Genomic DNA, 26,637 nt, shown 5'->3' on the forward strand with positions numbered 1-26,637 from the left:
GTGCATCCGGGGCGTCGAAACGTGGCGAAAAGCGGCGCCGGATAGCGTAGAAAAGGGGCACACGACATGCCCCACCTGCGCCGAACGCCGCAAGAATGCTTATCGATCAATCACATAGGTTCTCCGTTGCGCCGATGATGGACTGGACGGACCGGCATTGCCGGGCGTTCCATCGCGTGCTGTCGCGCCGTGCGCGGCTCTATACGGAGATGGTGACGGCCAATGCGGTGATCTTCGGCGACCGCGACCGGCTGATCGGCTTCTTGCCCGCCGAGCACCCCGTCGCGGTGCAGCTCGGCGGCTCGGACCCGCAGGCGCTGGCGAAAGCGGCGGCGATCTGTGCCGAGCGCGGCTATGACGAGATCAACCTCAATGTCGGCTGCCCCTCCGACCGCGTGCAGGGCGGCAATTTCGGCGCCTGCCTGATGCGCGATCCCGCGCTGGTGGCCGACTGCGTGGCGGCGATGAAGGCCACCGTCGCCATTCCGGTCACGGTGAAGTGCCGCATCGGCGTCGACGAGCAGGACCCGGAAGCCGCGCTCGACGCGCTCGCCGACGCGGTGCTGGCGGCCGGCGCCGACGCGCTGGTCGTCCATGCCCGCAAGGCGTGGCTGGAAGGTCTCTCCCCCAAGGAGAACCGCGACATTCCCCCGCTCGACTATGACCGCGTGTACCGGCTCAAGGCCCGGCTGCCCGCCGTGCCGGTCAGCGTCAATGGCGGCATCGGCACGCTGGACGACGTGGCGGCCCATTTGGCCCGCGTCGACGGGGTGATGCTCGGACGCGCCGCCTACCAGCAGCCGGAGCTGCTGATGCGGGTCGACAGCCTGTTCTTCGGCGAGGCCGATCCGCATGCGGACGCCTTCTCCGCCGTCGCGGCGTTCGAGCCCTATGTGGCGGCGCATCTTTCCGCCGGCGGGCGGCTGCACGACATCACGCGCCACATGCTCGGCCTGTTCACCGGCCGGCCGGGCGCGCGCGCCTTCCGCCGCCGGCTCGCCATGGAAGGCGTGAAGGCAGGGGCCGGGCTCGACGTGCTGCGCGCGGCGGTCGACGACGTAAGAAGGGCCGAAGAGCGGCGTTCCATGGTGGCGTGATGTTGCAGTCGATTCCCCTCGATCATCTGATGTGGCTGGCCGGCGTGCTGCTGGTGGCCGGGCTGGCGACCGGCATTCTTGCCGGGCTGTTCGGCATCGGTGGCGGGGCGATCATCGTCCCGGTGCTCTACGAAGTGTTCGGCGCGATCGGGGTCGACGATTCCGAGCGCATGCACCTGTCGGTCGGCACCGCGCTCGCCATCATCGTGCCGACGGCGCTGCGCTCCTTCATGGCGCACCGGCGGCGGACCAAGGTCGACAACAGCGTGCTGCGGCAATGGGCGATCCCTGTCGTGGCCGGCGTGGTCGTCGGCTCGGGGCTGGCGGCGATCTCGCCGGACGTGGTGCTCAAGATCGCCTTCGTGGCGTTCGCGACGCTGATGTCGACCAAGCTGCTGTTCGGCCGCGACTCGTGGAATGTGGCCGACCATCTGCCCGGCCGCCTCGCCATGACGCTCTACGGCTTCGGCATCGGGGCCTCGGCGCCGCTGATCGGGATTTCGGGCGGGGGCATCGCCACCGTGGTGCTGACGCTCTACCGGGTGCCGATCCACACCGCCATCGCCACCTCGGCCGGGCTCGGCGCGCTGATCGCGGTGCCGGGCACCATCGGCTACATCATCAGCGGCATTCCCCATCTCGACGCGCTGCCGCCGCTCTCGCTCGGCTATGTCTCGCTGCCGGGGCTGGTGCTGGTCGGCGGCATCGCGACGCTGGCGGCGCCCTTCGGCGCGCGGCTGGCGCACGGCTTCAGCAAGCGCCAGCTCGAGGTCGGGTTCGGTCTCTATCTGCTGATCGTCGGGCTGCGCTTCGTCGTGGCGCTGGTCGCTGACTTCTAGGCACCGGCCCGCCGCGCCGGTTTACGGCTCGCCGACCTTGGCGCGCATCACCAGCTTCTCGCCGCGAATCTCGAAGCTGGCGAGGCGCGAGAGGAAGCTCATGCCGAGCAGGCTGTGCTTGAGCGTGCCCGGGCTGGCGATGAGCGCGGGCACCGCCCGCTCGGCGATGGAGCCGGCGATCTCGATGCGCTCCAGCACCACGGCGGCGGCACGCCCGCGCCCGTTGGCGGTGTCGATCGGGATGTCGTAGCGCAGGAACTCGATCGGCAGGCCGACCGCGACGGCATCCTCGGGCGTCAGCACGACGCTGGAGGCGCCAGTGTCGACCAGCATGGGAATGCGCGTGCCGTTGATCTCCACCTGCACGTTGAAGTCGCCGTCACGGGCGCGTGCGACCTCGACCGCCGGCTGGCCGTCCTGCGCCAGCGGCACCGCATAGCCGGGCGCAAGCTCCGCCAGCACGCGATAGGCGACGCTGTGCAGTTCGAAGCGGTAGGTGTAGCCGACCGCGAGCACGGCGAAGATCACCAGCCACAGGGCGGCCGCGCGCAGCGCCTCGCCAATGCGGCCGGTGAAGGTGGCGCCGAGGGCGGCGGCGACCACGAGGCCGATGGCGACATAGGAAACGAGCTGCGCGATCTCGCCGGCGCCGAGGCCGCCGACGCTGCCGGTGCGCGTGGCCCAGAAGATCAGCCCGATGCCGCCGGCCAGACCCAGCACCACGATCCACATGAGACGGTCGGCGTTCATCGCGCGGCCTCCCTCGCGGCGCGGGGCAGCCGCACCATCACCGCCCGGCGCTGCGCCTCGCTCATGGTGCTCCAGGCGCCGATCTCCTCGATCGTGCGGCCGCAGCCAAGGCAGGTCCGTCCGCTCGCATCCAGCGTGCAGATGGAAACGCAGGGTGTGGAAAGGGTGACTGGCATCGGAATCGGTACGCTCACGGCAGTCGCGTGAAGATAAGCAGACCGATCAGGAAGGCAATCTCGACCAGAAGGGTCGCGGCTCCGGCGACGTCTCCCGTCTGCCCGCCGAATTGGGCGCGCGCAAGGCGGACCACCAGCAGGAAGGCGACGAGCCCGAAAAGCCCCCCGCCGACGAGGCCGATGAGGCCGATGAGGGGGACGATGAGGCCGGTGGCGATCACGAGAGCCATGCCCAGCGCGCGCCGCCGGCTCCCCACCCCCGGCACCCCCGCACTGCGGGCGAGACCGTCCGCCCGGGCGAAGGGGAGGGCGGCCAGCATCCACAGGCCGGCGAGGCGGGAGACGCCGACCGCCGCGACCAGACCGGCGGCGGCCGCGGCGGGGCCGGACGCGAGCAGCGCCTCCAGCGCGCCGATGCGCAGCGCGAAGGCGAGAATGAGCGCGCAGACGCCATAGCTGCCGACGCGGCTGTCCTTCATGATCTCCAGCCGCCGCTCGACGGTCCAGCCGCCCAGCGCGTCGGCGACGTCGGCGAGGCCGTCCTCGTGCAGCGCGCCGGTGATCGCCACCAGCACGCCCACCGCCAGCGTGGCGGCGAGGAAGCCGCCAAGGCCGATCCCGTGGGCGACGACCAGCACCGCCGCGCCGATCAGCCCCAGCACCGCCCCGGCCAGCGGCAGGGCCGGCCCGAGCCGGTCGAGGTCCGGCGGGCCGTCCGCCGCCGGCTCGGCGGGCAGGCGCACGGGCAGGCGCGAGAGGAAGCGCAGCGCCGCCGGAACATCGGAAAGCACGGACCAGGGCATGGCGGCGCGTCGTGTCCTTTTCTTACCGTTCGAGGATGAAGTCGGCGGGCGGGCGGCGATGCTCCCAGCCGGCGCGCTCCAGTTCGGGAGTGTCCGAGGGCTCGGCGGGATAGCCTATGCACAGATGGCCGACCAGCCGCCAGCCTTGCGGCAGGTCGAGCGCGCGGGCGACCGCCTGCGCGTCGAGGATCGACACCCAACCCACCCCGATGCCGCGCGCGGCGGCGGCGAGCCATAGGGTGTGGATGGCCAGCACGGCGGAATAGGCCAGCGTCTCCGGCATGGTGGCGCGGCCGAGTCCGTGGCCGGCCTCCGGGTCGGGATCGACGAAGACGGCGAGCTGCTCGGGCGCGTCGTCGAGTCCGGCGAGCTTGAGCCGCGCATAAAGGCCCGCGCGCGCCTCCGGCTGGAGCGCCAGCGCCTCGGCGTTGCAGGCCTCGAAGATGGCCCGGATCGCGGCGCGGCGGGCGGGGTCGCGCACCCGCACCAGCCGCCAGGGCTGGCTGAGGCCGACGCTCGGCGCCCGGCTCATGCCGGCCAGCAGGCCCGCATATTCGGCGTCGTCGAGCGGGCGGGTGTCGAAGCGGCGCACGTCGCGGCGCCAGGCGAACAGCGCGTCGAGCCCGGCGCGGAACCGCGCGTCGAAGGCCGGCGGGGCGGGCGCGGGCAGGGTCTCGACGGTCGCCGGATCGGTAGCCATGCATCCCCCGGGGCGCGCCATCGGGAATTAGGGGGTTGCGCGCCTGTTCGCATGGGTCTACCCCGCCGCCGCGCCCGGCGCGACGGTTTCGACGCGCGGCGAACCTCAGGGACGGGATATTCCATGCTGCGCTCCGCCACCGGCCTGCCCTTCGACGACATCCGCAACCTCGTCGCCCAGATGCCCGGCCCGGACGCGGCGGCCCGTGACGCGGCCGCCGAGCGCCAGAGCCAGCTCGTCAAGCCGCCGGGCGCGCTCGGCCGGCTGGAGGAGATCGCCATCCACATCGCCGGCTGGCAGGGGCGCGAGATTCCCCAGGTCAACCGGCCGACGGTGGCCGTCTTCGCCGCGACCCACGGCGTCGCCGCGCGCGGCGTCTCGCCCTATCCGCCGGAAGTGACGAAGCAGATGGTCGCCACCTTCACCGCCGGAAAAGCGGCGGTGAACCAGATCTGCGGCGTGTTCGGCGCCGGGCTGCGGGTGTTCGACCTCGCGCTCGACCTGCCGACGCCGGATATCGTGGAGGAGGACGCGCTCACCGAGGCCGAATGCGCTGCCACCATGGCCTTCGGCATGGAGGCGCTGGCCGGCGAGCCGGACCTGCTGTGCCTCGGCGAAATGGGCATCGGCAACACCACGGTCGCCGCCGCCATCTTCCACGGCCTCTATGGCGGCACGGCGGAGGAATGGGTCGGCCCCGGCACCGGGGCGACCGGCGAGGTACTCGCGCGCAAGATCGAGGCGGTGTGGGCGGCGGTGGCGCGCGCGAAAGACCATCTCGACGACCCGCTGGAAGTGCTGCGCAAGCTCGGCGGGCGCGAGGTGGCGGCGATGGCCGGCGCCATCCTCGCCGCGCGGCTTCAGCGCGTGCCGGTGGTGCTGGACGGCTATGTCGTCACCGCCGCCGCCGCCGTGCTGAAGGCGCTGGACCCGGCCGCGCTCGACCATTGCCTCGCCGGCCATGTCTCGGCCGAGCCGGCCCACCGCGCGGTGCTGGAGCGGCTGGGACTGCACCCGATCCTCGACCTCGGCATGCGGCTCGGCGAAGGCTCGGGCGCGGCGCTCTCCATCGGCGTCATCAAGTCGGCGCTGGCCTGCCATGCCGGCATGGCGACCTTCGCCGAAGCGGGCGTCGCGGACGCGTGAGGGTAACATCGCGGCATGGATTTGCCGTCATCCCGGACGGCCACAGGCCGATCCGGGATCGCGACGAGAGTGGGGAGCGATCCCGGCTCTGCGCTACGCTTCGGCCGGGATGACAATCCGGGGAGGGGTGAGGGCAACCCAATGAGGCACAATCGCCCACCGCGTGGCTGGCGGCCGAGCACGCTCGGCTCGGTGCTCGTCGCGCTGGCGCTGGTCGCCCTCGCGCTGGTCGCGGAACGTTTCGTGCCGGCGCTGACCGGCGCGGTGCGGGTGGCGGACGGCGACAGCCTTGAGGTCGGCGGCGAGCGGGTGCGGCTCGACGGCATCGACGCGCCGGAACTGCATCAGAGCTGCGGCGAGGGGGCCAAGGCGTGGCCCTGCGGGGAGCGGGCGCGGGCGGCGCTGGAGGCGTTGGTCGCGCGCGGAACGGTGAGCTGCCGTCCCGTGGACGAGGACCGCTACAGCCGCGCGGTCTCGGTGTGCACGGTGGACGGCGCGGATATCGGCGCCCGTCTGGTCGAGCAGGGCTGGGCGGTGGCGCTGGGCCTCGCCTACCGCGCCGAGGAGCGGGACGCCCGGGCGGCGAAGCGCGGCATCTGGAGCGGGCCCTTCGAGCGGCCGGCCGACTGGCGGGCGGCGCATCCGCGTCCGGTGGAGTGAAGCCGGCCTTTGCACGGGGGAGCCGTCATCCCCGGGCTCGGCCCGGGGATCCACGACTTTGCACGGCTTCTGCGAATGCGACGACGGCAGGCGTGGATGGCCGGGCCAAGCCCGGCCATGACGGTGCATGGGGATTGCGACCCTTCGGGATGACGAACGGTCCCATCGCTCCTATCTAAACCCCATGCCGCCTGCCGAAACCCTCGACGCCGTTCTTGCCGCCATCCGCGCCTGCCGCGCCTGCGTGGAGCATCCGCGCGGCGCGCCGCTGCCGCATGCGCCGCGCCCGGTGCTGCATGTCGGGCCGGCCTCGCGCCTGCTGATCGCCGGGCAGGCGCCGGGAACGAAGGTGCATGCGAGCGGCATCTCCTTCGACGACGCCTCGGGCGAGCGGCTGAGGCACTGGCTCGGCATCGACCGGGCGACCTTCTATGACGAGACGCGGGTCGCGGTGGCGGCGATGGGCTTCTGCTTTCCCGGGCAGGACGCCAAGGGCGGCGACCTGCCGCCGCGCCGGGAATGCGCGGGCCTGTGGCACGACCGGCTGTTCGCGGCGCGCGCGCCCTTCGATCTGGTGGTGGCGGTGGGGGCGGCCTCGCAGGCCTATCACCTGAAACGGCTCGGGCTGGAACGCTTCGCCGGCGGCGGGCTGACCGGGCGGGTGGCGCGCTGGCGCGAGATCTGGGAGGCGCGGCAGGCCCCGCGCCTGGTGCCGCTGCCGCACCCCTCCTGGCGCAACACCGGCTGGCTGAAGAAGCATCCGTGGTTCGAGGCCGAGCTGGTGCCGGTGCTGCGGGCCGAGGTGGCGCGGCTGCTGGGGCCGTCCCTCATGCCCGGGCTTGACCCGGGCACCCAGTGACCGGGCGCGCCAGTCCCCTGGGTCCGCGGGTCAAGCCCGCGGATGAGGGAGGGTGAGTGCAGCGACTTGGTCTACCGCGACAGCAGCAAATGCCGGTTCAGCCGGCGCTCCAGCACGTCCCAGACCCGGCGCACGATCTCCACCATGAGCAGGTACAGCACCGCCGCCCAGAGATAGACCTCCATGTCGTAGGAGCGCGAGAAGGCCAGCCGCGTGACGCCCATCAGGTCGTAGACCGTGATCACCGAGGCGATGGCGCTGGCCTTGATCATCAGCACCAGCTCGTTGCCGAGCGGGCGCAGGCCGACGGCGATGGCCTGCGGCAGGATCACCTTGCGATAGGCGGTGATGCGCGACAGGCCGAGCGCCTGCGCCGCCTCCATCTGCCCGGCCGGCAGGGTCTGGATGCCGCCGCGCAGGATCTCCGACTGGTAGGCGGCGGTGTTCAGCGTGAAGGTGAACACCGCGCAGTTGAAGGCGTCGCGGAAGAACCACCACAGGCCGATATCGGTGAGCGGCTCGCGGAACTGGCCGGCGCCGTAATAGACGAGGAAGGTCTGCGCCAAGAGCGGCGTGCCGCGGAAGAAATAGGAATAGGTGAAGGAGGCGCGGGCGAGATACTTGCCGCCCTCCACCCGCGCCACCGCCAGCGGCAGGGCCAGCACCGAGCCGAGGAAGGTCGACAGGCCGACGAGCGACAGCGTGATCCACACGCCGCCGAGGAAGCGCAGGCCGTAGCGCTCCATCAGGTCGACGTTGAGGCCGATATGGCCCATCACCGAGAGGAAGCCGTCGCCGATAGCGTGCAGCAGCGTTTCCATCAATGGCCTCCCACGCGCTTGAAGCCGCGGGAGGCGCGGGTCTCCAGCCTGGTGAAGACCACGCTCGAAAGGCCCGAGAACACCAGATAGATGAGGCAGGCGACGAGGTAGAAGAAGAAGGGCTGCTTGGTCACGCCGACCGCGATCGAGGTCTGGCGCATCAGGTCGCTGATGGCGATGACCGAGACCAGCGAAGTGTCCTTGAGCAGCACCATCCAGTTGTTGGACAGGCCGGGCAGGGCGACGCGCCAGAGCTGCGGGAAGGTCACGAGGCGGAAGGTGTTCCAGGTGGAGAGGCCGAGCGCGGAGGCGGCTTCCTTCTGGCCCTTGGCCACGGCGCGGATGGCGGCCAGCAGCACCTCGCTGGAAAAGGCGCCGAGCACCAGCCCCAGCGCGACCACGCCGGCCACGAACTGGTTCACCTCGATATGGGCGTCGGGCACGAAATAGTCGGCGATGCGGGTGAGCAGCATCTGCCCGCCATAATAGACGATGAACAGCGTCAGCAGCTCGGGCAGGCCGCGGAAGACGGTGGTGTAGAGATTGCCGAGGCCGCGCAGCACCTGCGAGCGCGAATCCTTCGCCAGCGCGACGAGAAGGCCGATGGCGATGCCGACCGGCAGGGTGACGACGGCAAGCTGGATGGTGATGAGCGCGCCGTAGGCGATCTCGTCGCCCCAGCCGTTCGGGCCGAAGGACAGCAGCTCGATGAGGTTCAGCATGACGGAGGGGCCGCTCCACGGTCGTCGACGGGGAAACGCCGTTCCGGGAGCCTCACCGGAACGGCGCTGCGGAGCGGTGCGTCAGTAGACGCTGAAGGGGAAGTACTTGTCGTTGATCTTCTTGTAGGTGCCGTCGGCGATGATCTCGGCGAGGCCCTTGTTGAACATGGCGGCGAGGCCCGCGTCATCCTTGCGGAAGGCGGCGGCGACGGGGGTGAAGTACTTCTCGTCCTTGTATTCCGGGCCGATGAACCCGCAGCATGCGCCTTCCTTGGACGCCAGCCAGTCCATCAGCATGATCTTGTCGGCGAGGATCGCGTCGAGCCGGCCATTGGCGAGGTCGAGATTGGCCTCGTCCTGCTTGCCGTAGAGCTTCACCTCGATGCCTTGCTTGGCATAGACGTCCTCGAGATAGCTCGAGTGGATGGTGGAGCCCTGCGCGCCGATGACCTTGCCCTTCATTCCGGCGGGGGTGGTCTCGGTGATCTTGGTGTCCTTCGGCGCGATGAAGCTGGCCGGGGTGTTGTAATACTTGTCCGAGAACAGAACCTGCTTGGCGCGCTCGGGCGTCGCCGACATGGAGGCGACGATCACATCGTATTTGCCGGCGAGCAGCGCCGGGATGATGCCGTCCCAGTCCTGGGCGACGAAGGTGCAGGTGACCTTCATCTTCTCGCAGACGGCTTTGGCGATGTCGACGTCGAAGCCCTTCAGCTCGCCGTTCTCGACAAAGTTGAACGGCGGATAGGCGCCCTCGGTGCCGACGCGCACCGTCTTCCATTCCTTGGCGGAGGCGCTGCCGAGCGTGGCAGCGACGAGAATCGCCGCGGTGGCGATGCGGGTGACGAGGCTCATGCTGTTCCCCTCTGGAAAGGTTGCCCTGGGCCGGTTCTTGTTTTTTCCCGGCAACCCATGCTGGCACTAATGCCCGCCGGTGCGCAACGCCCGCTGATGCAATAACGGTCATCGCCGGAAATGATGGAGAATTGGGCGATGTTCTCCCGGCAGCCTGCCGGCGCCCTCCCGGCGGGCGCTCGCATACGCGCCTTTGATCGGCCGATGGGGCGCGATGGGTTGACGCTGGCCTGCGACTGGTGTCTCACGCGTCAAAGACCCCTAGGGAGCGCGACGGTCATGGCGGTGACGGCTGATGAGGTGAAGGCAAGGCTGGCGCAGGTCTCCGCGCCGGACGGCAGGCCCGTGACCGAGACGGGGGCGCTCTCCGACATCCTTGTCTCCGACAGCAAGGTCTATCTTTCGATCACCGTCGACGCCGCCCAGGCGCAGCTCTGGGAGCCGGTGCGCGCGGCGGTGGAGCGCACCGTGCGCGGCACGCCGGGCGTGACCTCGGCCCTCGTGGCGCTGACCGCCGAGCGCCGGGCCGGCAGCGCGCCCGCGGGCGGCGCCCAGTCGGTCCGCGTGTCGGGGCAGGGCGACCACCAGGGCCATTCGCATGCGGGGCATGCCCATGCCGGCCACGCGCACGCGGGCCATGCGCACGCCCAGGCGCCGGCCGATCCGCAGAAGGAGAGTTCCGGCCTGCCGGGTGTGGGCTCCATCATCGCGGTCGCTTCCGGCAAGGGCGGCGTCGGCAAGTCGACGCTGGCCGCCAATCTGGCCCTTGGCCTCGCCGCCTCGGGCCTTCGCGTCGGCCTGCTCGACGCCGATATCTACGGCCCCTCCGTGCCGCGCCTGATGGGGCTCAAGGGTCGTCCCGACGTGCAGGGCCGTATGATCACGCCGATGCACGCCTTCGGACTCAAGGTCATGTCGATCGGCTTCCTCGTCGAGGAAGAGACGCCGATGATCTGGCGCGGGCCGATGGTGATGTCGGCCATCAGCCAGTTGCTCAAGGAAGTGAACTGGGCGCCGCTCGACATCCTCGTCGTCGACATGCCGCCCGGCACCGGCGACGCGCAGCTCACCATGGCGCAGCAGGTGCCGCTGGCCGGCGCGGTCATCGTCTCCACCCCGCAGGACCTGGCGCTGATCGACGCGCGGCGCGGCATCGCCATGTTCGAGAAGGTCAACGTGCCGGTGCTCGGCATCGTCGAGAACATGAGCTACTTCCTCTGCCCGCATTGCGGCGGCCGTTCCGACATCTTCGGCCATGGCGGCGCGCGCCACGAGGCGCAGCGCTTCGGCGTGCCCTTCCTCGGGGAGGTTCCGCTGCACCTGTCGATCCGCGAGGCGTCCGATGCCGGCCTGCCGCTGGTGGCGACCAAGCCGGACAGTCCCGAGGCGCAGATCTACCGCGACATCGCCGCCGCGGTGCGCGAGGCGCTGGCTGGCCGGCGCGGCAGCGCGCGGGCCGCGCCGCGCATCGTCGTCGAAAGCTGAACGGCCGCGACGCCGCCGCAGCGGCAGGGCGCAGAACGGGATGAATCTTCGCCGAAAGGCGCAGCCGTGCAGCGGTTGCGCGCTTCAGAGCGCTGGCGTACCTCTTACGCCAACCGTGTAAATCCGTGTGCGGAGGCGCGCCAATGCGCCAACTGCGCCGTGAGGAAATCCCCCCAGGAGAGAGACCGCCCATGAAGCGCCGTCAGTTCCTTGCCGCCGCCGGTGCCGGCGTCGCGGCCACCACCGTTGCCGCCCCGGCCATCGCCCAGTCCGCTCCGGAAATCCGCTGGCGCCTCGCCTCCAGCTTCCCGAAGTCGCTCGACACCATCTATGGCGGCGCCGACGTCATGTCGAAGATGGTTTCGGAGCTGACCGACGGGAAGTTCCAGATCCAGGTCTTCGCCGCCGGCGAGATCGTGCCCGGCCTGCAGGTGCTCGACGCCGTGCAGAACAACACGGTCGAGATGTGCCACACCGTCTCGTACTATTTCGTCGGCAAGGACCCGACCTTCGCCGTTGCCGCCTCGGTGCCGTTCGGCCTCAATGCCCGCCAGCAGAATGCCTGGCTGTTCCAGAACGGCGGCAACGATCTCTTCAACGAGTTCTACAAGAAGTACAACGTCTACGGTCTGCCCTGCGGCAACACCGGCGCCCAGATGGGCGGCTGGTTCACCAAGGAGATCAAGTCCACCGCCGACATGAACGGCCTCAAGATGCGCATCGGCGGCATCGCCGGGCAGGTCATGGCCAAGCTCGGCGTGGTGCCGCAGCAGATCGCCGGTGGCGACATCTACCCGGCTCTGGAGAAGGGCACCATCGACGGCGCCGAGTGGGTCGGCCCCTATGACGACGAGAAGCTCGGCTTCTACAAGGTCGCCAAGTACTATTATTACCCCGGCTGGTGGGAAGGCGGCCCGACCATCCACGCCTTCACCAACCTCGCCAAGTTCGAGGAACTGCCGAAGAGCTACAAGGCGGCGCTGGTCGCCGGCGCGACCTATGCCAACACCATCATGCAGGCGCGCTACGACGTGCAGAACCCGCCGGCGATCAAGCGGCTGGTGGCGAACGGCGCGCAGCTTCGCCCCTACCCGATGGAAGTCATGGAAGCCTGCCTGAAGGCGACCAACGAGCTGTGGGCGGAAATCTCCGCCAAGAACCCGGACTTCAAGAAGGCCATCGACACCATGCAGGCGTTCCGCAACGAGGAAAACCTGTGGTGGCAGGTGGCGGAATACACCTTCGACAGCTTCCAGATCCGCACCCGCCCGCGCGGCTGAGGCATTGCTCATCGACGGGACGACGGCCGGGCGCGAGCCCGGCCGTTTTCGTTTCGGGCCGCGTCAGGGGATGTCGAGACGTCATCCCGGCCGCGCTTTAGCGAGACGGGATCGCTCTCCGATGTCCGCGCGATCCCGGATCGGCCTGCGGCCGTCCGGGATGACGGTGAGCGAGTGCCACGCCCTTCGCTGTTGCCCCCGGCAACACGTTGCGGCAAACATCCTGCGCCCGTCTTGCAGGATGCCGCCCATGACCCGCCGCGCCTTTCTCCGCACCGCCGGAACCGGCCTCGCCGCGACCGCCGCCGCCGCCGGCCTTTCGGCGCCGGTCCTTGCGCAGGACGCGCCGGTCGTGAAATGGCGCCTCACCTCCAGCGTGCCGAAGGTGCTGGACGCCATTTTCGGCGCCAACGAGCTGGTGTCGAAATATGTGAGCGAGGTGACGCAGGGCCGCTTCACCATCCAGAACTACGCCGCAGGCGAGATCGTGCCCGGGCTTCAGGCGCTGGACGCGGTGCAGAACGGCACGGTGGAGGTGGCCCAGACGCCGCTTTATTACTACACCGGCAAGGATCCCTCCTTCGCCTGCTTCACCACCATGCCGTTCGGGCTGAACGCGCGCATGCAGAACGCCTGGTTCTATCAGGGCGGCGGGCGCGAGCTGCAGGACGAGTTCCTGGCTAAGTACAACCTCATCGGCTTCCTCGGCGGCAATACCGGCACCCAGATGGGCGGCTGGTTCCGCAAGGAGGTGAAGGACCTCGCCGACTTCAAGGGTCTCAAGTTCCGCATCGGCGGCATCGCCGGGCAGGTGGTGGCCAAGCTCGGCGTGGTGCCGCAGCAGATCGCCCCCGGCGACATCTACGCCGCGCTGGAAAAGGGCACCATCGACGCCTGCGAATGGGTCGGGCCCTATGACGACGAGAAGCTCGGCTTCGTGCGGGTGGCGCCCTATTACTACTATCCCGGCTGGTGGGACGGCGGGCCGACCATGAACGTCGTGGTCAACCGCACCAAGTGGAATGAGCTGCCCAAGTCCTATCAGGCGATCTTCGAGGCGGCGGTGGCCTATGCCAATGCCGACATGCTGGCGAAATACGACGCCTTCAACCCGGCGGCGCTGCGCCGGCTGGTGGCGGCGGGGGCGCAGCTTCGCACCTTCCCGCAGAGCTTCCTCGACGCCTCGTGGCAGGCCTCGAACGAGCTGGTTGCCGAGATCAGCGCGAAGAATGCCGGCTTCAAGAAGATCATGGACGCGCAGATCGCCTTCCGGAACGAGGAGTACCTCTGGTGGCAGGTCGGCGAATACCCCTATGACGGCTACATGATCCGCGCCCGCTCGCGGGGGTAGGGGGCTCGTGTCATCCCGGACCGGCCGGAGGCCGGATCCGGGATCGCACTCCGGTCCGTCACGCGATCCCGGCTCTCCGCTTCGCTACGGCCGGGATGACGACGCCAATGAGAACACCAGAGGAAACGCCGATGCCGAGTTCGACCTCCCGCCGCAGCCTCATCAAGAGCGCCGGCCTCGCTGCCGCAGCGACGACGCTGGCCGCGCCGGCCATCGCCCAGACCGCCCCGCAGGTGCGCTGGCGGCTGACATCGAGCTACCCGAAGGCGCTCGACACCATCTATGGCGCCTCGGTGCTGCTGGCGAAATATGTCGGCGAGGCCACCGACGGTCGCTTCACCATCGACGTCTTCGCCCCCGGCGAGATCGTGCCGGGGCTTCAGGCCTATGACGCGGTGCAGAACCACACGGTCGAGGTCGCCCAGACCGCGCTCTACTATTACATCGGCAAGAACCCGGCCTTCGCGCCCTTCACCACGCTGCCCTTCGGGCTCAATGCCCGCCAGCAGACGGCGTGGCTCTACCATGGCGGCGGGCTGGAACTGCAGAACGCCTTCCTCGCCAAGAGCAACACGATCGGCTTCGCCGGCGGCAATACCGGCGCGCAGATGGGCGGCTGGTTCCGCAAGGAGATCAAGACCGTCGCCGATGTGAAGGGGCTCAAGATGCGCCTGCCGGGCATTGCCGGGCAGGTGATGGCGCGCCTCGGTCTGGTGCCGCAGAACCTCGCTGGCGGCGACATCTACCCGGCGCTGGAGAAGGGCACCATCGACGCCGCCGAATTCGTCGGGCCGGTCGACGACGAGAAGCTCGGCTTCAATCGCGTGGCGCCCTATTACTACTATCCCGGCTGGTGGGAGGGCGGCCCGACCATCCATTTCATCGCCAATCTCCAGGCGTGGAACGAGCTTCCCAAGCCCTATCAGGCGGCCTTCGAGGCGGCGAGCGCCTATGCCAATTCCGACATGCTGGCGAAATACGACGCCCGCAACCCGGCGGCGCTGCGCCGTCTCGTGGCCGGCGGCGCGCAGCTTCGGCCCTTCCCCGCCGATCTGATGGACGCCGCCTACAAGGAGAACACCGCGCTGATGGCGGAGATTTCCGCCAAGAACGCGGAGTTCAAGACGATCTACGATTCGATGCTCGCCTTCCGCAACGAGGAGTACCTGTGGTGGCAGGTCGGCGAATATCCCTATGATGGCTACATGATCCGCGCCCGCACGCGGGGGTGAGGGCGCCGGGGGACGGCGATAGGTCGCCTCCCGTCGGCGCGCCCGCCTTCGGGGGTGAAGCCGCGCGGGCGTTTCAAGGGGGGATAGGATATGAGCGCGAGCCAGAAGATCGAGGCTTTCCAGAAGCACGTCGCCGCCGAGCTGGCGGGTGATCTCGAAACCACCATGGCCACGATGTCGGACGAGCCGCACCTCAACAGCGTGCCGACGATGGCGGGTGGCGTCGGCCGCGAGGGGGTGCGCCGGTTCTATGCCGAGCATCTGGTCGGCAAGTTCTTCCCGCCCGACATGGTGATGACGGACGTCTCCACCACGGTCGACGATAACCAGCTCGTTCTGGAGCAGGTCATCAGCTTCACGCACACCACGATGATCGACTGGATGCTGCCGGGCGTCGCGCCCACCGGCAAGCCGGTCGAGGTGGCCCTCGTGGTGATCGTCGGCTTCAAGGACGGCAAGGTTTCGCACGAGCACGTCTACTGGGATCAGGCGAGCGTGCTGGTGCAGATCGGGCTGCTGGATCCGGCAGGGCTTCCGGTGGGCGGCGCCGAGGTCGCCCGCAAGGTGCTCGATCCGACGCTGCCGCCCCGGGTCTTCTAGACCTAACGGCCGGAGGCCAGCCCGGCGGCGGGCGTGGCCTTCGGCACCCGCATATGGTGGTGCATGGTGTAGAGCCCCGCCGCCATGATGAGCGCCATGCCGCCGATCGACACGAGGTCGGGCATCTCGTGGAACACCAGCGCGCTCAGGCCGACCGCGCACAGCACGGCGGCGTAGCGGAAGGGCGCCACCGTCGAGGGATCGGCGGCGCGGAAGGCGGCGATGGTGAGCATGTGCCCCGTCACCAGCGACACGCTGCCGCCGACCATATAGGCGAAGACGGTCAGGTCGATGGGGTGCCAGGTCTCCACCATGGCGCCGGCGACGCCGAAGACCATGCCCGCCACCGTGGTCGCGAAGGTGACGACCAGCGTCGGCACATGCGAGCGGATGCGCCCGGTGATGAAATCGCGGAAGGCGATGAGGAAGGCGGCGCCGAGCGGCAGCAGCGCCATCGCGTCGAAGGCCGACGAGCCGGGCTTCACGATCATCGTCACGCCGGCGAAGCCGACGAACACCGCCGCCCAGTAGCGCCAGCCGATGCGGGCGCGGAAGAACAGCACCGCCGTCGCCATGGTGGCGAGCGGGGCGATCTGCAGGATCGCGGTGGAATCGGCGATCGACATCACGGTGATGGCGGTGATGAACAGGATCGCCACCAGCGCCTCGGCGACCGCGCGGGCCATGACGCGCCAGTCGGCGCAGTAGCGCAGCGCCGGCAACTGGCCCTTCCAGCCGAGCACGGCGAGCAGGATCGCCGCCGCCATGACGCCGCGTATGGCGAGGATCTGCGAGGGCGGGACGGTGTCCAGCGCGAGCTTGGAGAAGGCGTCGTTGCTGGAGAAGATCGACGAGCCGGCGATCATCAGGAGGATGCCGCGGCGGCTGGCACTGGAGGCATGCATGGAAGGCGGGTTCCGGCAGATGTGGCCACTCGCAGGCCACCGAACAGGGACGCAGTCACGGCCGGGCGGAGATCCCGGCCGCGTTCAGTATTCCTCGCAGGCGGCGCCGGGCTCGCAGGCCTCGACGAGCCCGCCGCTGCGCCGCTCCAGCGCCTGCGAGAGCACGCACAGGCCGAGCGCCACAACCGCCAGCGCGGCGCCGACCCAGGGCAGTTCCGCGTAGCCAACGCCGAGCGTGATCGCCGCGCCGCCCACCCATGCGCCGCCGGCATTGCCGAGATTGAAGGCGCCCTGGTTGAGCGTCGAGGCGAGGTTGGGCGCGCCCACCGCCGCGTCGACGACGCGCATCTGGATCGGCGCCACCACGGCGAAGACCAGCACGCCCCAGACGAAGATGGTGGCGATTGCCGCGATCTGGAACGGGCTGACGAAGACGAACGCCACCAGCACCGCCGCGAGGCCGATGAAGGTTCCCATCAGCGAGGGCATCAGGCGCCAGTCGGCGAGCTTGCCGCCGAGCAGGTTGCCGATGGTGATGCCGACGCCGAACAGCAGCAGCACATAGGTCACGGTATGGGCGGCGAGGCCGGTCACGTCGCGCAGCAGCGGCGCGATATAGGTGAACACCGAGAACAGGCTCGCCGAGGCCATCACGCTGATCAGCATGGTGATGACCACCTGCGGGCGCTTCAGCACGGCGAATTCGCGGATGATGTTGCCGGCGGAATGGGGAATGGCGCGCGGCACCCACAGCGCGATGGCGCTGACCGCGAGAATGCCGATGACCACCACCGCCCAGAAGGTGGAGCGCCAGCCGAGCGCCTGGCCGAGCGCGGTGCCGAGCGGCACGCCGAGCACATTGGCCAGCGTCAGCCCGGCGAACATCAGCGCGATGGCGCTGGCGCGCTGGTTGGCGGGCACGAGGCTCGCCGCCACCACCGCACCGATGCCGAAGAAGGCGCCGTGGCAGAAGGCGGTGACGACGCGCGCGCCCATCAGGAACCAGTAGTCCGGGGCGATGGCGCACAGGAAATTGCCGACCACAAACATGCTGGCGAGGCCGATAAGGGTCGCCTTGCGCGGCAGCGAATTGGTGATGATGGCGACGATGGGCGCGCCGATGACGACGCCGAGCGCATAGCCGGTGACGAGCAGCCCGGCGGCGGGAATCGACACCGACAGGTCGGCCGCGACTTCCGGCAGCAGCCCCATGATGACGAATTCGGTGGTGCCGATGCCGAAGGAGGCCATGGCGAGGGCCAACAGCGGAAGCTGCATCGCGGGTCTCATGATCTGAAGGGGCGGGCGGCGCCGCTAGTTAGCAGCGCAAGGCCGACCAGCATATGCACGTTGTATTGCAGCGCGGCAACAAAGCGCGGCGCGCGGCAGCCATGCAGTGCGAAGGTGTCGGGAGTATCCTGTTCAGCCGCCGGTGACGCTCATGTGGCGTCGCACGGCGGGGGCGCGGCCGGGGCGGTCGATGACGAAATCGTGCCCCTTGGGCTTGCGGAAGATGGCGTCGTCCAGCGCCGCGTGCAGCTTCTCGTCGCTCTCGGAGGCGCGCAGGGGCGCGCGCAGATCCGCCGCGTCGTCCTGGCCGAGGCACATATAGAGCGTGCCGGTGCAGGTGACGCGCACTCGGTTGCAGCCCTCGCAGAAATTATGCGTCAGCGGGGTGATGAAGCCGAGCCGCCCGCCGGTCTCGCGGATGGAGACGTAGCGCGCCGGGCCGCCGGTGCGGAACGGGATGTCCTCCAGCGTCCACTGGCGGGCAAGGCGCTCGCGCACGGTGGACAGCGGCAGATACTGGTCGATGCGCTCCGAGCCGGTCTCGCCCAGCGGCATGACCTCGATGAGCGAGACGTCCATGTCGCGCGCATGCGCCCATTCGATCAGGCCGGGGATCTCGTCCTCGTTCTCGCCGGCCAGCGCGACGGCGTTGAGCTTCACATGGATGCCCGCCTCCTGCGCCGCGTCGATGCCGGCGAGGACCTTGTTGAGGTCGCCCCAGCGGGTCAGCGCCCGGAAGCGGTCGGGGTCGAGAGTGTCGAGCGAGACATTGATGCGCTTGACGCCGCACGCGGCCAGTTCGCGGGCGAAGCGGGCGAGCTGCGAGCCGTTGGTGGTCAGCGTCAGCTCTTCCAGCGCGCCCGAATCGAGATGGCGCGAGAGCGAGCGGAACAGGGTCATCACGTCGCGGCGCACCAGCGGCTCGCCGCCGGTGAGGCGCAGCTTCTTCACCCCGCGCGCCACGAAGGCCGAGCACAGCCGGTCGAGTTCTTCCAGCGTCAGCAGCTCGGGCTTGGGCAGGAAGGTCATGTGCTCCGCCATGCAGTAGACGCATCGGAAGTCGCACCGGTCGGTGACCGAGACACGCAGATAGGTGACGGCCCGGCCGAAGGTGTCGACCAGCGGCGCGCGCGGCGTGGCGCGCCCGACGCGGTCGATGAGGTCTTCGTGGGTTGTCACCTTGCGCGCTCCCGGTTGCGCTCTCCGGCGTTCGGCGCCGGAAGTTCCGACCATTTCTAATGACTGAGGGCCTCCGTGCCAAGGCGCAGGGGCCTATCGGGTGATCGGCTGAACCATTCGTGACGTGCGTTCGCGACAGGGATCGTCCGAACCGCGCATGGATTGCGTGGAAACAGGCGGGCGAGGGGGCGGCAGGTCTTCACCAATGCCGCGCGCCGGGCCAAGCTCGCCCGCGCATGTGCAATCTCTACAGCCACAATTCCAATGTCCGCGCCATCGCCGATCTCGTCGGCACGCTGACGAATCTCACCGGCAACCTGCCGCCGCAGACCGCCATCTTCCCCGATCAGCCGGCGCCTATCGTGCGCATGGGAGCGGAGGGGGCGCGCGAGCTTGCGTTCGCCCGCTGGGGCATGCCGCCGCCCCCGCATATCGGCGGACCGCCGATTACCAACATCCGCAATCTCGCTTCCCCGCACTGGCGGGCCTGGAGCGGCCCGGCGCATCGCTGCCTCGTGCCCTTCACCAGCTTCTCCGAATACGCGCCCGCGCCGAACCCGGCGACCGGCCGCAAGGACGTGGTCTGGTTCGCGCGCGACGAGACGCGCCCGCTCGCCTTCTTCGCCGGCCTGCGCACGCGCTGGAACGGCACGCGCGGCACGAAGGCCGCGCCGGTGGAGGGCGAGCACGAGCTTTTCGGCTTCCTGACCTGCGAGCCGAACGCGGTGGTGCGCCCGATCCATCCCAAGGCGATGCCGGTGATCCTGACCACGGCCGAGGAGCGCGAGGTGTGGCTGCGCGCGCCGTGGAGCGAAGCCGCCGCCCTCCAGCGCCCGCTGGCCGACGACGCGCTCATCATCGTCGCGCGCGGCGCGGCGAAGGAGGACCCGCCAGAGCCTCCCCGGTCGGTGCGGGAGGCGCAGGGGAGCCTGTTCTGAGCCTCGTGCGCGGCGTGCGGGCGTCTGTGGCTTCCGCGCTCCCGGCCGGCGTGATAGGCGGGTCTTTCTCTGGAGCGAGCCCTGCGGTCCGCCGTGCACCATCATCTGCGCTATCGCGCCCATATCGACGGATTGCGGGCGATCGCCGTGCTCGGCGTCGTGCTGTTCCATTTCGGCGCGACGTGGCTGCCCGGCGGCTTCATCGGCGTCGACGTGTTCTTCGTGATCTCCGGCTTCCTGATCGCGCGGTCGATCTATGCCGACACCGCCGATGGCAGCTTCTCGATCCTCGGCTTCTACGAGCGCCGCATCCGCCGCATCGCCCCGGCCTTCCTGGCGGTGACGGCGCTGACCAGCCTGTGCGCCTTCCTGCTGTTCTTCCCGAACCAGCTCATGCTCTACGCCCGCTCGCTGATGTGGTCGGTGCTGGCCTTCGGCAATGTCTATTTCTACCTGCGCACCGACTATTTCGGCCCGGCCGCCGAGGACACGCCGCTGCTGCACTACTGGTCGCTCGGCGTCGAGGAGCAGTTCTATTTCCTCTTCCCGGCGCTCATCCTCGGCTGCCGGCGCTTCTTCCCCAAGGCCCTGCCGCAGCTTGTGCTGGGGCTGCTGGTCGCCTCGCTGGCGGCCTGCGAGCTGATCCGCCCCTACAACCCGGCGGCGGCGTTCTACCTGCTGCCCTTCCGCGCCTTCGAACTGCTGATCGGCGCCGCGCTCGCCCTTCCCGGGCTGCGCTTCCCTCGGGACGCGCGCATTGGCGGGGCGGCGGTCGCGGCCGGTGCCGGGTTGATCCTCGCCGGCATGGCGCTGATCACCGAGCGCTCGCCCTTTCCGGGCCTGCTCGCGCTGGTGCCGTGCCTGGGAACGGCGCTGGCGATCTGGGGCGGCGAGAGCGCGACGAGCGCGCCGGCGCGGCTGCTCGGCACGCGCGTGCCGTTGTTCTTCGGCGCGATCTCCTATTCGCTCTATCTCGTGCACTGGCCCATCGTGGTCTTCGCCCGCCCGCTGCTGCCCGATCTTCCCGCCGCCGCCTTCCTGATCGGTGGCGTCGCGCTCTCCACGCTGCTCGGCTGGGCGTCCTGGCGCTTCGTCGAGCAGCCGGTGCGGCGCAACCGCACGGGCTTCCCGCGCGGCGCGCTGATCGGCGGCACGGTGGCGGTCAGCGCGGCGCTCATCGCCTTCGGCGCGATCGCCGAGAACCAGCGCGGCTTTCCCGGCCGGTTCGGCACTGAGATCGCCCGCGTGCTCGCCTTCGAGCGCTCGCCGCTGCGCGAGATCGTGCGCGACGGCACCTGCTTCATCAATGGCCGCGAGCCGATGCGCACGCTGCCGCCGCAATGCCTGCCGGAGCAGCGGCCGAGCCTCGTCGTCTGGGGCAGCAGCCACATCGCCCAGTTCGTCGGCGCGCTCGCCGAGGCGGCCGGGCGGCACGGCTATGCCTTCGGCCAGATCACCGGCGCGGCCTGCGTGCCGCTGGTCGACGCCGAAGCCTCGCCCATGTGCGACGCGCTGAATCGCTTCGCGCTGGACTGGCTGCTGGAGCACCGCCCGTCCATCGTCGTGCTCGGCGGCGACGCGGCCTATGGGCCGGAAGTGTGGAAGCGGTTCGACCGCGATTTCGCCCGGCTCCACGCCGCCGGAATCCGGGTCGTGCTGGTCGGCCCGGTGCCGCAGTTCCGGCGCCCGCCGCCGCAGGTGCTCGCCGAGCGCCTGTACCGGGGCAATCCGAGCGTGCTGGCCGACGACAATCTGGAGCCGATCGCGCTGGTGGCGGACCGCGCGCTGGCGGCGCACTTCGCCGGCAACCCGGATGTCGAATATGTCTCCATTCTCTCGACCATGTGCCCGGACGCCAATTGCCCGATGATGGTCGATGGCGAGCCGCTGGGGTTCGACCCCTCGCATTTCACCCACAAGGGCGTGGCCTTCTATGGCGGCAAGCTCGCCGACATCGTCTTCGCCGGTACGCCCCCAGCGGCCCCGGCCAAAGCGCCGTAGCGGGGCGGGCGGCCGCCGGACCGCGCCCGCCCGCCGCGCCTATGGCGCGCGGGCCACACACCGCGCCTATTGGCCGGCCGTGAAGGACCGTGATATCCGCAGCTATGCCCCCGCGCCGCGGCAGCGGTCATAATGGGGGCCTCTGGTTCAAGTTCCGGTCGGCCGTGCATCATCATCTGCGCTATCGCGCCCATATCGACGGCCTGCGCGCCGTCGCCGTCCTCGGCGTCGTCCTGTACCATTTCGGAGCGAGCTGGATTCCCGGCGGCTTCGTCGGCGTCGACGTGTTCTTCGTTATCTCCGGCTACCTGATCTCGAAGTCGATCTATGCCGACGTGACCGGCGGCACCTTCTCGATCTTCGGCTTCTACGAGCGCCGCATCCGCCGCATCGCCCCGGCCTTCCTCGCGGTGACAGCCGTTACCGCCGTGGCGGCCTATTTCATCCTGCTGCCGCGCGAGATGCTGATTTTCGGCCGCTCGGTCCTGTGGTCTGTGTTCGCCGTCGGCAATTTCTTCTTCTTCGACCGCACCGACTATTTCGGCCCGGCGGCGCAGGAAATGCCGCTGCTGCACTACTGGTCGCTGGCGGTGGAGGAGCAGTTCTATTTCGTGTTCCCGGTGCTGGTCCTCGTCGGTGCGCGCCTCGGCATGCGCCGGCTCGGCTGGATCGTGCTGGCGCTTCTGCTCGCCTCGCTGGCGGCCAGCCAGGCGATGCTCCAGCACCACCCGGCCGCCGCCTATTTCCTGTTGCCCTTCCGCGCCTTCGAGCTGCTCATCGGCTCGGTGCTGGCGCTGCCCGCCATGCGCTTCCCGCAGAAGCCGGCGCTCGGCGCCGCCGCCGTGCTCGGCGGCTGCGCGATGATTCTCGGCGCGATGGTGTATCTCACCTCCACCTCGCCCTTTCCGGGGCTGCGCGCGCTCATTCCCTGCCTCGGCGCGGCGCTGGTGATCTGGGGCGGCGAGCGGGCGCCGAGCCTGCCGGCGCGCCTGCTGGGCAGCCGCGTGATGGTGTTCTTCGGCGCGATCTCCTATTCGCTCTACCTCGTCCACTGGCCGATCGTCTCGCTCGGCCGGGAATGGCTGGGCGCGGTCGACCCGCTCGCCTTCCTGGTCGGCGGCGTGGCGCTGTCGACGCTGCTCGCCTACCTGTCCTACCGGCTGGTCGAGCAGCCGGTGCGGCTCAACCGCCGCGTCTTCACGCCGAAGGTGCTCGTCGGCGGCACGCTGGCGGTGACGCTGGCGCTGGCGGGCTTCGCGCAGGCCACCATCGCCACAAAGGGCCTGCCCATGCGGCTGAGCCCGGAGATAAGGCGCATCGCCGCCTTCTCGTTCTACAATGGCGACCCGATCTTCCGGCAGGGCCGCTGCTTCATCCCGTTCTTCCAGGCCAAGGTCGACATCAAGCCGGAATGCCTGCCCACGACGCATCCCTCGGTGATGGTCTGGGGCAGCAGCCATGTCGCGCATTTCATCAACGCCATCATCGAGGCGGGCAGGGCGCGCGGCTACGCGGTCGGCCAGATCACCGCCGCCGCCTGTCCGCCGACCGGCGCGGGCTATTCGCAGCTTCTGCCTTATTGCGACGAGCTGAACGCCTTCGCGCTCGACTGGGTGCGCGCCAACAAGCCGGACATCCTCGTGCTCGGCGGCCTCGTCACCACGCCGCCCGAATTCGACCGGACCATCGCGGAACTGGCCGCCGAGGGCATCCGCGTCGTGGTGATCGGTCCGGTTCCGCTCTATCGCGACGCGGTGCCGAAGCTGCTCGCGCGGCGCCTGCTGCGCGGCGACACGGATGTCGCGGCGCGGGACGACATGCTGCCGGCGGTGGCGGTGAAGGACCGCGAGATGCAGGCGCATTTCGCCGGCAACCCCGACATCACCTACATCTCGGTGTTCGACGCGGTGTGCCCGGCGAAGCAATGCCCGCTGATGGTGGAGGGCGAGCCGCTCCAGCACGATTCCTCGCATTTCACGCAGGCCGGCGTGAATTATTTCGGCCGGCCCATCGCTTCCCTCATCTTCGGCGACGGCAAGGTCCTGCCGCCGCCGCCAGCCGCGTCGCCGGCGCCGTGAGGCGGCGCGCGCCTATGGCGCGGGAGACACACTCCGGGCCTAATCGGGGAGGCGGGCAAGGCCGGGCGACCCGCGGCTATGCCCCCGCGCCGCCGCTGCGGTCATAATGGCGGCTTTCGGATTCAGTTTTCGGTCGGCCGTGCATCATCATCTGCGCTATCGCGCCCATATCGACGGACTGCGCGCCGTCGCCGTCCTCGGCGTCGTGCTGTTCCATTTCGGCGCGGACTGGCTGCCCGGCGGCTTCACCGGCGTCGACGTGTTCTTCGTCATCTCCGGTTTCCTGATCTTCCGCACCATTTTCAGTGACATCGCTGCCGGCACCTTCTCGCTGGCCGGCTTCTACGAGCGGCGCATCCGGCGCCTCGTGCCCGCCTTCGCCGCCGTCACCCTCGCGACCAGCGCGCTGGCGGCGCTCATCCTCTATCCGAGCCAGCTGGTCGGCTACGGGCGTTCGCTGGTCTGGGCCACCTTCGCGGCGGGCAACATCTTCTTCTACCGGCAGTCCGACTATTTCGGCCCCTCGGCCGAGGAGCTGCCGCTGCTGCATTACTGGTCGCTCGGCGTCGAGGAGCAGTTCTATGCGGTGTTCCCGCTGCTGCTGCTCGTCTGCTACCGGCTGCGCGCCCGCGCTGTGCCGCTGCTGGTCGCCGGGCTGCTGGTGGCCTCGCTCATCGCCTGCGAGATCGTGCGGCACACCAACCCCTCGGCCGCCTTCTACCTGCTGCCCTACCGCGCCTTCGAACTGCTGATCGGCGCCGCCATCGCGCTGCCGGGCGTGCGCTACCCCCGCCATCGCGCCATTGCCGGTGCGGCGGTGGCGGCGGGGGCGCTGCTGATCCTCGCCGGTATGCTGCTGATCACCGCCTCGTCGCCGTTCCCCGGGCTGCTCGCGCTGGTGCCCTGCCTTGGCGCGGCGCTGGTGATCTGGGGCGGCGATGCCGTCGCGACGCTGCCCTCCCGCGTGCTCGGCGCCGCGCCGATGCGGTTCTACGGCGCCATCTCCTATTCGCTCTATCTGGTGCACTGGCCGGCGGTGGTGTTCGGCCACATGCTCTTCCCCGATGCCGATCCGCTCGTCTTCCTTGTCGTCGGGCTGGCCGGCTCGACGGCGGCGGGCTGGCTGTCCTGGCGCTATGTCGAGCAGCCCGTCCGTATCCGGCCGGCCGTCTTCACGCGCCGGATCCTCTATGGCGGCACGGCGGCCGCCGGCCTCGCCCTGGCCGGCTTCGCCGGGGTCGTCGTCGCGGCGGGGGGCTTTCCCGGCAGCCGCTACGATGCCGAGATCGAGCGCATACTGGCCTATCAGAACTACGGGCCGCGCAAGGAGATGTACCGCGAGGGCACCTGCTTCCTACGCACCGACCAGACGGCGGCGGATATCGACCCCGCCTGCCTGCCGACGACCCGCCCGAACGCCATATTGTGGGGCAGCAGCCACATCGCCCAGTTCTTCGCCGGGCTGGAGCCGGAGCTGCGCGCGCGCGGCTATGCGGTGGGCCAGATCACCGGGGCTTCCTGCCTGCCGCTGGTGGGCGTCGACCTGCCGGGCTGGCCCAGTTGCCGGGGCCTGAACGAGTTCGCGCTCGACTGGCTGCTGCGCAACCGGCCCACAATGGTCATCCTCGGCGGTGACCCGCTCGACATGAAGTCTGTGCCCGCCCTCGACGCCTCGGTGGCAAAGCTGGTGGCCGCCGGGATCGAGGTGGTGGTGGTGGGCCCCGCGCCCTATTACCGCCGGCCCGTGCCGGCGATCATCGTCGAGCGCGTGCTGGCGGGAAAGACCGAGTTCGTGGCGCAGGACGATTTCCTGAAGAACCTCGCGCGGGTGGACGACCGCCTGCGGGACCACTTCGCGGCAATGCCCGGCGTGCACTACGTCTCGGTGCTCAGGACCATGTGCCCGGACTATCGCTGCAAGCTCGCCATAGACGGCGTGCCGCTGCATTTCGACGTCGTGCACTTCACGCTGGAGGGCTCCCGCTATTACGGCCGGCAGCTCGCCGAGGCGATTTTCGGGCCGGTCGCCGGCGCGGCGCCTGCCGCAGCGGCGGCGAAACCCTGACTTTCTGTGGCCGCGGCGCCATAGCCAACGGCAAATTGCGCCCGGTCACGACCTGATGAAGGGTCCGTGAAGCATTTCGACGCATAGTGAGGGCTTCGGGCCATCGACGCGCGGGCGCCGATGGGCAACAATTTTCCGTCCGTCGCAACGGCGGGTGGCGAAATCGTACTTCGTATGGGGCTTTCGATGCGATTCAAGACGATGGCGGCGCTGGCGCTCGCCGCACTGACGCTGGCGGGCACGGCGCCCGCCATGGCGCAGTCCACCTCACTCTTCGGCTTCTTCCGCCCGTCCGACTTCGGCAACGGCAGCGGCAAGTCTTATTCCTCGATCCGCCGGCAGGTCGTTCCCTATGCGGGCAAATACGCGCCCGGCACCATCGTGGTGAACACCGCCGAGCGTCGCCTGTATCTCGTGCAGGACAACGGCACGGCGGTGCGCTACGGCATCGGCGTGGGCCGCGACGGCTTCCGCTGGTCGGGCGTGCACACCATCACCCGCAAGGCCGAGTGGCCGGGCTGGACCCCGCCGCCGCAGATGCTCCAGCGCCGTCCCGACCTGCCGCGCCACATGCCCGGCGGCGTCGACAACCCGCTCGGCGCGCGCGCCATGTATCTCGGCTCGACGCTCTACCGCATCCACGGCTCCAACGAGCCGGAGACCATCGGGCAGGCGGTGTCCTCGGGCTGCTTCCGCATGACCAATGACGACGTGACCGACCTGTACAACCGCGTGCGCGTCGGCACCAAGGTCGTTGTCCTGAACTGACGACGCGGCTTCCCGCCCGGCCGGCTTCGCGCCGGTC

25 protein-coding genes are annotated in these 26,637 nt (G+C 69.7%); 15 read left to right on the forward strand and 10 right to left on the reverse strand.

What is annotated here, in order from left to right:
* Positions 1-95 precede the first annotated feature (95 nt).
* On the forward strand, positions 96-1,097 hold the full coding sequence (gene dusA, locus GBB76_RS01110) for a tRNA dihydrouridine(20/20a) synthase DusA (protein ID WP_152301580.1): 1,002 nt from the start codon (positions 96-98) through the stop codon (positions 1,095-1,097).
* Complete coding sequence (locus tag GBB76_RS01115; RefSeq protein ID WP_152301581.1) at positions 1,097-1,936, forward strand: sulfite exporter TauE/SafE family protein; 840 nt, start codon at positions 1,097-1,099, stop codon at positions 1,934-1,936. Before dusA ends, GBB76_RS01115 begins: the two co-directional genes overlap by 1 nt.
* Before the next feature lie 21 nt (positions 1,937-1,957).
* Here GBB76_RS01115 and GBB76_RS01120 read toward each other — a convergent pair whose 3' ends face one another.
* Genes GBB76_RS01120 through bluB form a run of 4 tightly spaced genes read right to left on the reverse strand, consistent with a single transcriptional unit; the run spans position 1,958 to position 4,365 of the window.
* Positions 1,958-2,686, reverse strand: a complete 729-nt coding sequence (locus GBB76_RS01120) for a TIGR02281 family clan AA aspartic protease (protein WP_152301582.1) — start codon at positions 2,684-2,686, stop codon at positions 1,958-1,960.
* A complete protein-coding gene (locus GBB76_RS01125; protein ID WP_371717021.1) occupies positions 2,683-2,880 on the reverse strand; it encodes a DUF1289 domain-containing protein in 198 nt (65 codons plus the stop codon). Before GBB76_RS01125 ends, GBB76_RS01120 begins: the two co-directional genes overlap by 4 nt.
* Positions 2,877-3,665 (reverse strand): adenosylcobinamide-GDP ribazoletransferase, encoded by a 789-nt coding sequence (gene cobS, locus GBB76_RS01130; protein WP_152301583.1) that lies wholly within the window; start codon positions 3,663-3,665, stop codon positions 2,877-2,879. Before cobS ends, GBB76_RS01125 begins: the two co-directional genes overlap by 4 nt.
* A 22-nt stretch (positions 3,666-3,687) precedes the next feature.
* Positions 3,688-4,365, reverse strand: a complete 678-nt coding sequence (gene bluB / locus GBB76_RS01135; protein WP_152301584.1) for a 5,6-dimethylbenzimidazole synthase — start codon at positions 4,363-4,365, stop codon at positions 3,688-3,690.
* A 123-nt stretch (positions 4,366-4,488) separates the two neighbouring features.
* Between bluB and cobT the strand changes: the two genes are divergently transcribed.
* The 3 genes from cobT (at position 4,489) to GBB76_RS01150 (ending at position 7,030) form a co-directional block, all read left to right on the forward strand.
* Positions 4,489-5,511: a nicotinate-nucleotide--dimethylbenzimidazole phosphoribosyltransferase gene (cobT, locus tag GBB76_RS01140; protein WP_152301585.1), complete on the forward strand. Its 1,023-nt coding sequence runs from the start codon at positions 4,489-4,491 to the stop codon at positions 5,509-5,511.
* Positions 5,512-5,652: 141 nt separating this feature from the next.
* Positions 5,653-6,171, forward strand: a complete 519-nt coding sequence (locus GBB76_RS01145; protein WP_152301586.1) for a thermonuclease family protein — start codon at positions 5,653-5,655, stop codon at positions 6,169-6,171.
* Positions 6,172-6,355: 184 nt separating this feature from the next.
* Entirely contained in the window at positions 6,356-7,030 is a 675-nt protein-coding gene (locus GBB76_RS01150) for a uracil-DNA glycosylase family protein (RefSeq protein ID WP_152301587.1), read from the forward strand.
* A 71-nt stretch (positions 7,031-7,101) separates the two neighbouring features.
* On the opposite strand, the gene GBB76_RS01155 is transcribed toward GBB76_RS01150, so the two are convergent.
* The 3 genes from GBB76_RS01155 to GBB76_RS01165 form a co-directional block, all read right to left on the reverse strand.
* Complete coding sequence (locus tag GBB76_RS01155) at positions 7,102-7,851, reverse strand: ABC transporter permease (protein WP_152301588.1); 750 nt, start codon at positions 7,849-7,851, stop codon at positions 7,102-7,104.
* Complete coding sequence (locus GBB76_RS01160) at positions 7,851-8,573, reverse strand: ABC transporter permease (protein ID WP_152301589.1); 723 nt, start codon at positions 8,571-8,573, stop codon at positions 7,851-7,853. Before GBB76_RS01160 ends, GBB76_RS01155 begins: the two co-directional genes overlap by 1 nt.
* A gap of 81 nt (positions 8,574-8,654) precedes the next feature.
* On the reverse strand, positions 8,655-9,428 hold the full coding sequence (locus GBB76_RS01165) for a transporter substrate-binding domain-containing protein (RefSeq protein ID WP_152301590.1): 774 nt from the start codon (positions 9,426-9,428) through the stop codon (positions 8,655-8,657).
* Positions 9,429-9,707: 279 nt separating this feature from the next.
* On the opposite strand from GBB76_RS01165, the gene GBB76_RS01170 reads away from it, so the two are divergent.
* The 5 genes from GBB76_RS01170 (at position 9,708) to GBB76_RS01190 (ending at position 15,376) form a co-directional block, all read left to right on the forward strand.
* Positions 9,708-10,913, forward strand: a complete 1,206-nt coding sequence (locus tag GBB76_RS01170; RefSeq protein ID WP_152301591.1) for an Mrp/NBP35 family ATP-binding protein — start codon at positions 9,708-9,710, stop codon at positions 10,911-10,913.
* Positions 10,914-11,104: 191 nt separating this feature from the next.
* Entirely contained in the window at positions 11,105-12,193 is a 1,089-nt protein-coding gene (locus GBB76_RS01175; RefSeq protein WP_152301592.1) for a TRAP transporter substrate-binding protein, read from the forward strand.
* Between the two features lie 250 nt (positions 12,194-12,443).
* Positions 12,444-13,544 carry a TRAP transporter substrate-binding protein gene (locus tag GBB76_RS01180; RefSeq protein WP_152301593.1) on the forward strand — a complete coding sequence of 367 codons (1,101 nt, stop codon included), beginning with the start codon at positions 12,444-12,446 and terminating at the stop codon, positions 13,542-13,544.
* Positions 13,545-13,675: 131 nt separating this feature from the next.
* On the forward strand, positions 13,676-14,776 hold the full coding sequence (locus tag GBB76_RS01185; RefSeq protein ID WP_152301594.1) for a TRAP transporter substrate-binding protein: 1,101 nt from the start codon (positions 13,676-13,678) through the stop codon (positions 14,774-14,776).
* A 90-nt stretch (positions 14,777-14,866) separates the two neighbouring features.
* Positions 14,867-15,376 (forward strand): ester cyclase, encoded by a 510-nt coding sequence (locus GBB76_RS01190; RefSeq protein ID WP_152301595.1) that lies wholly within the window; start codon positions 14,867-14,869, stop codon positions 15,374-15,376.
* 2 nt (positions 15,377-15,378) lie between these two features.
* Here GBB76_RS01190 and GBB76_RS01195 read toward each other — a convergent pair whose 3' ends face one another.
* The 3 genes from GBB76_RS01195 to moaA all read right to left on the reverse strand — a co-directional run bounded on the left by GBB76_RS01195 (position 15,379) and on the right by moaA (position 18,750).
* Positions 15,379-16,281 carry a DMT family transporter gene (locus tag GBB76_RS01195; protein ID WP_152301596.1) on the reverse strand — a complete coding sequence of 301 codons (903 nt, stop codon included), beginning with the start codon at positions 16,279-16,281 and terminating at the stop codon, positions 15,379-15,381.
* Positions 16,282-16,365: 84 nt separating this feature from the next.
* Complete coding sequence (locus GBB76_RS01200; protein WP_152301597.1) at positions 16,366-17,559, reverse strand: MFS transporter; 1,194 nt, start codon at positions 17,557-17,559, stop codon at positions 16,366-16,368.
* Positions 17,560-17,703: 144 nt separating this feature from the next.
* Positions 17,704-18,750 carry a GTP 3',8-cyclase MoaA gene (gene moaA, locus GBB76_RS01205; protein WP_152301598.1) on the reverse strand — a complete coding sequence of 349 codons (1,047 nt, stop codon included), beginning with the start codon at positions 18,748-18,750 and terminating at the stop codon, positions 17,704-17,706.
* A 236-nt stretch (positions 18,751-18,986) separates the two neighbouring features.
* Here moaA and GBB76_RS01210 point away from each other — a divergent pair, with 236 nt between their 5' ends.
* From GBB76_RS01210 to GBB76_RS01230, 5 genes are all read left to right on the forward strand, one after another.
* A complete protein-coding gene (locus tag GBB76_RS01210; protein WP_152301599.1) occupies positions 18,987-19,688 on the forward strand; it encodes an SOS response-associated peptidase in 702 nt (233 codons plus the stop codon).
* Between the two features lie 93 nt (positions 19,689-19,781).
* Positions 19,782-21,689: an acyltransferase family protein gene (locus GBB76_RS01215; protein WP_152301600.1), complete on the forward strand. Its 1,908-nt coding sequence runs from the start codon at positions 19,782-19,784 to the stop codon at positions 21,687-21,689.
* Positions 21,690-21,853: 164 nt separating this feature from the next.
* On the forward strand, positions 21,854-23,767 hold the full coding sequence (locus GBB76_RS01220) for an acyltransferase family protein (protein WP_152301601.1): 1,914 nt from the start codon (positions 21,854-21,856) through the stop codon (positions 23,765-23,767).
* Between the two features lie 139 nt (positions 23,768-23,906).
* Complete coding sequence (locus GBB76_RS01225; protein WP_152301602.1) at positions 23,907-25,832, forward strand: acyltransferase family protein; 1,926 nt, start codon at positions 23,907-23,909, stop codon at positions 25,830-25,832.
* Between the two features lie 174 nt (positions 25,833-26,006).
* Positions 26,007-26,600 carry a L,D-transpeptidase gene (locus tag GBB76_RS01230; RefSeq protein WP_152301603.1) on the forward strand — a complete coding sequence of 198 codons (594 nt, stop codon included), beginning with the start codon at positions 26,007-26,009 and terminating at the stop codon, positions 26,598-26,600.
* Positions 26,601-26,637 lie beyond the last annotated feature (37 nt).

Origin of the sequence: Ancylobacter sp. TS-1 (assembly GCF_009223885.1) — a bacterium.
Classification (GTDB): Bacteria; Pseudomonadota; Alphaproteobacteria; order Rhizobiales; family Xanthobacteraceae; genus Ancylobacter.

Coding starts and splice junctions, on each gene's coding strand:
- dusA (WP_152301580.1), top strand. CDS start 96: ATGCTTATCGATCAATCACATAGGTTCTCCGTTGCGCCGATGATGGAC.
- GBB76_RS01115 (WP_152301581.1), top strand. CDS start 1,097: ATGTTGCAGTCGATTCCCCTCGATCATCTGATGTGGCTGGCCGGCGTG.
- GBB76_RS01120 (WP_152301582.1), bottom strand. CDS start 2,686: ATGAACGCCGACCGTCTCATGTGGATCGTGGTGCTGGGTCTGGCCGGC.
- cobS (WP_152301583.1), bottom strand. CDS start 3,665: ATGCCCTGGTCCGTGCTTTCCGATGTTCCGGCGGCGCTGCGCTTCCTC.
- bluB (WP_152301584.1), bottom strand. CDS start 4,365: ATGGCTACCGATCCGGCGACCGTCGAGACCCTGCCCGCGCCCGCCCCG.
- cobT (WP_152301585.1), top strand. CDS start 4,489: ATGCTGCGCTCCGCCACCGGCCTGCCCTTCGACGACATCCGCAACCTC.
- GBB76_RS01145 (WP_152301586.1), top strand. CDS start 5,653: ATGAGGCACAATCGCCCACCGCGTGGCTGGCGGCCGAGCACGCTCGGC.
- GBB76_RS01150 (WP_152301587.1), top strand. CDS start 6,356: ATGCCGCCTGCCGAAACCCTCGACGCCGTTCTTGCCGCCATCCGCGCC.
- GBB76_RS01155 (WP_152301588.1), bottom strand. CDS start 7,851: ATGGAAACGCTGCTGCACGCTATCGGCGACGGCTTCCTCTCGGTGATG.
- GBB76_RS01160 (WP_152301589.1), bottom strand. CDS start 8,573: ATGCTGAACCTCATCGAGCTGCTGTCCTTCGGCCCGAACGGCTGGGGC.
- GBB76_RS01165 (WP_152301590.1), bottom strand. CDS start 9,428: ATGAGCCTCGTCACCCGCATCGCCACCGCGGCGATTCTCGTCGCTGCC.
- GBB76_RS01170 (WP_152301591.1), top strand. CDS start 9,708: ATGGCGGTGACGGCTGATGAGGTGAAGGCAAGGCTGGCGCAGGTCTCC.
- GBB76_RS01175 (WP_152301592.1), top strand. CDS start 11,105: ATGAAGCGCCGTCAGTTCCTTGCCGCCGCCGGTGCCGGCGTCGCGGCC.
- GBB76_RS01180 (WP_152301593.1), top strand. CDS start 12,444: ATGACCCGCCGCGCCTTTCTCCGCACCGCCGGAACCGGCCTCGCCGCG.
- GBB76_RS01185 (WP_152301594.1), top strand. CDS start 13,676: ATGCCGAGTTCGACCTCCCGCCGCAGCCTCATCAAGAGCGCCGGCCTC.
- GBB76_RS01190 (WP_152301595.1), top strand. CDS start 14,867: ATGAGCGCGAGCCAGAAGATCGAGGCTTTCCAGAAGCACGTCGCCGCC.
- GBB76_RS01195 (WP_152301596.1), bottom strand. CDS start 16,281: ATGCATGCCTCCAGTGCCAGCCGCCGCGGCATCCTCCTGATGATCGCC.
- GBB76_RS01200 (WP_152301597.1), bottom strand. CDS start 17,559: ATGCAGCTTCCGCTGTTGGCCCTCGCCATGGCCTCCTTCGGCATCGGC.
- GBB76_RS01210 (WP_152301599.1), top strand. CDS start 18,987: ATGTGCAATCTCTACAGCCACAATTCCAATGTCCGCGCCATCGCCGAT.
- GBB76_RS01230 (WP_152301603.1), top strand. CDS start 26,007: ATGGGGCTTTCGATGCGATTCAAGACGATGGCGGCGCTGGCGCTCGCC.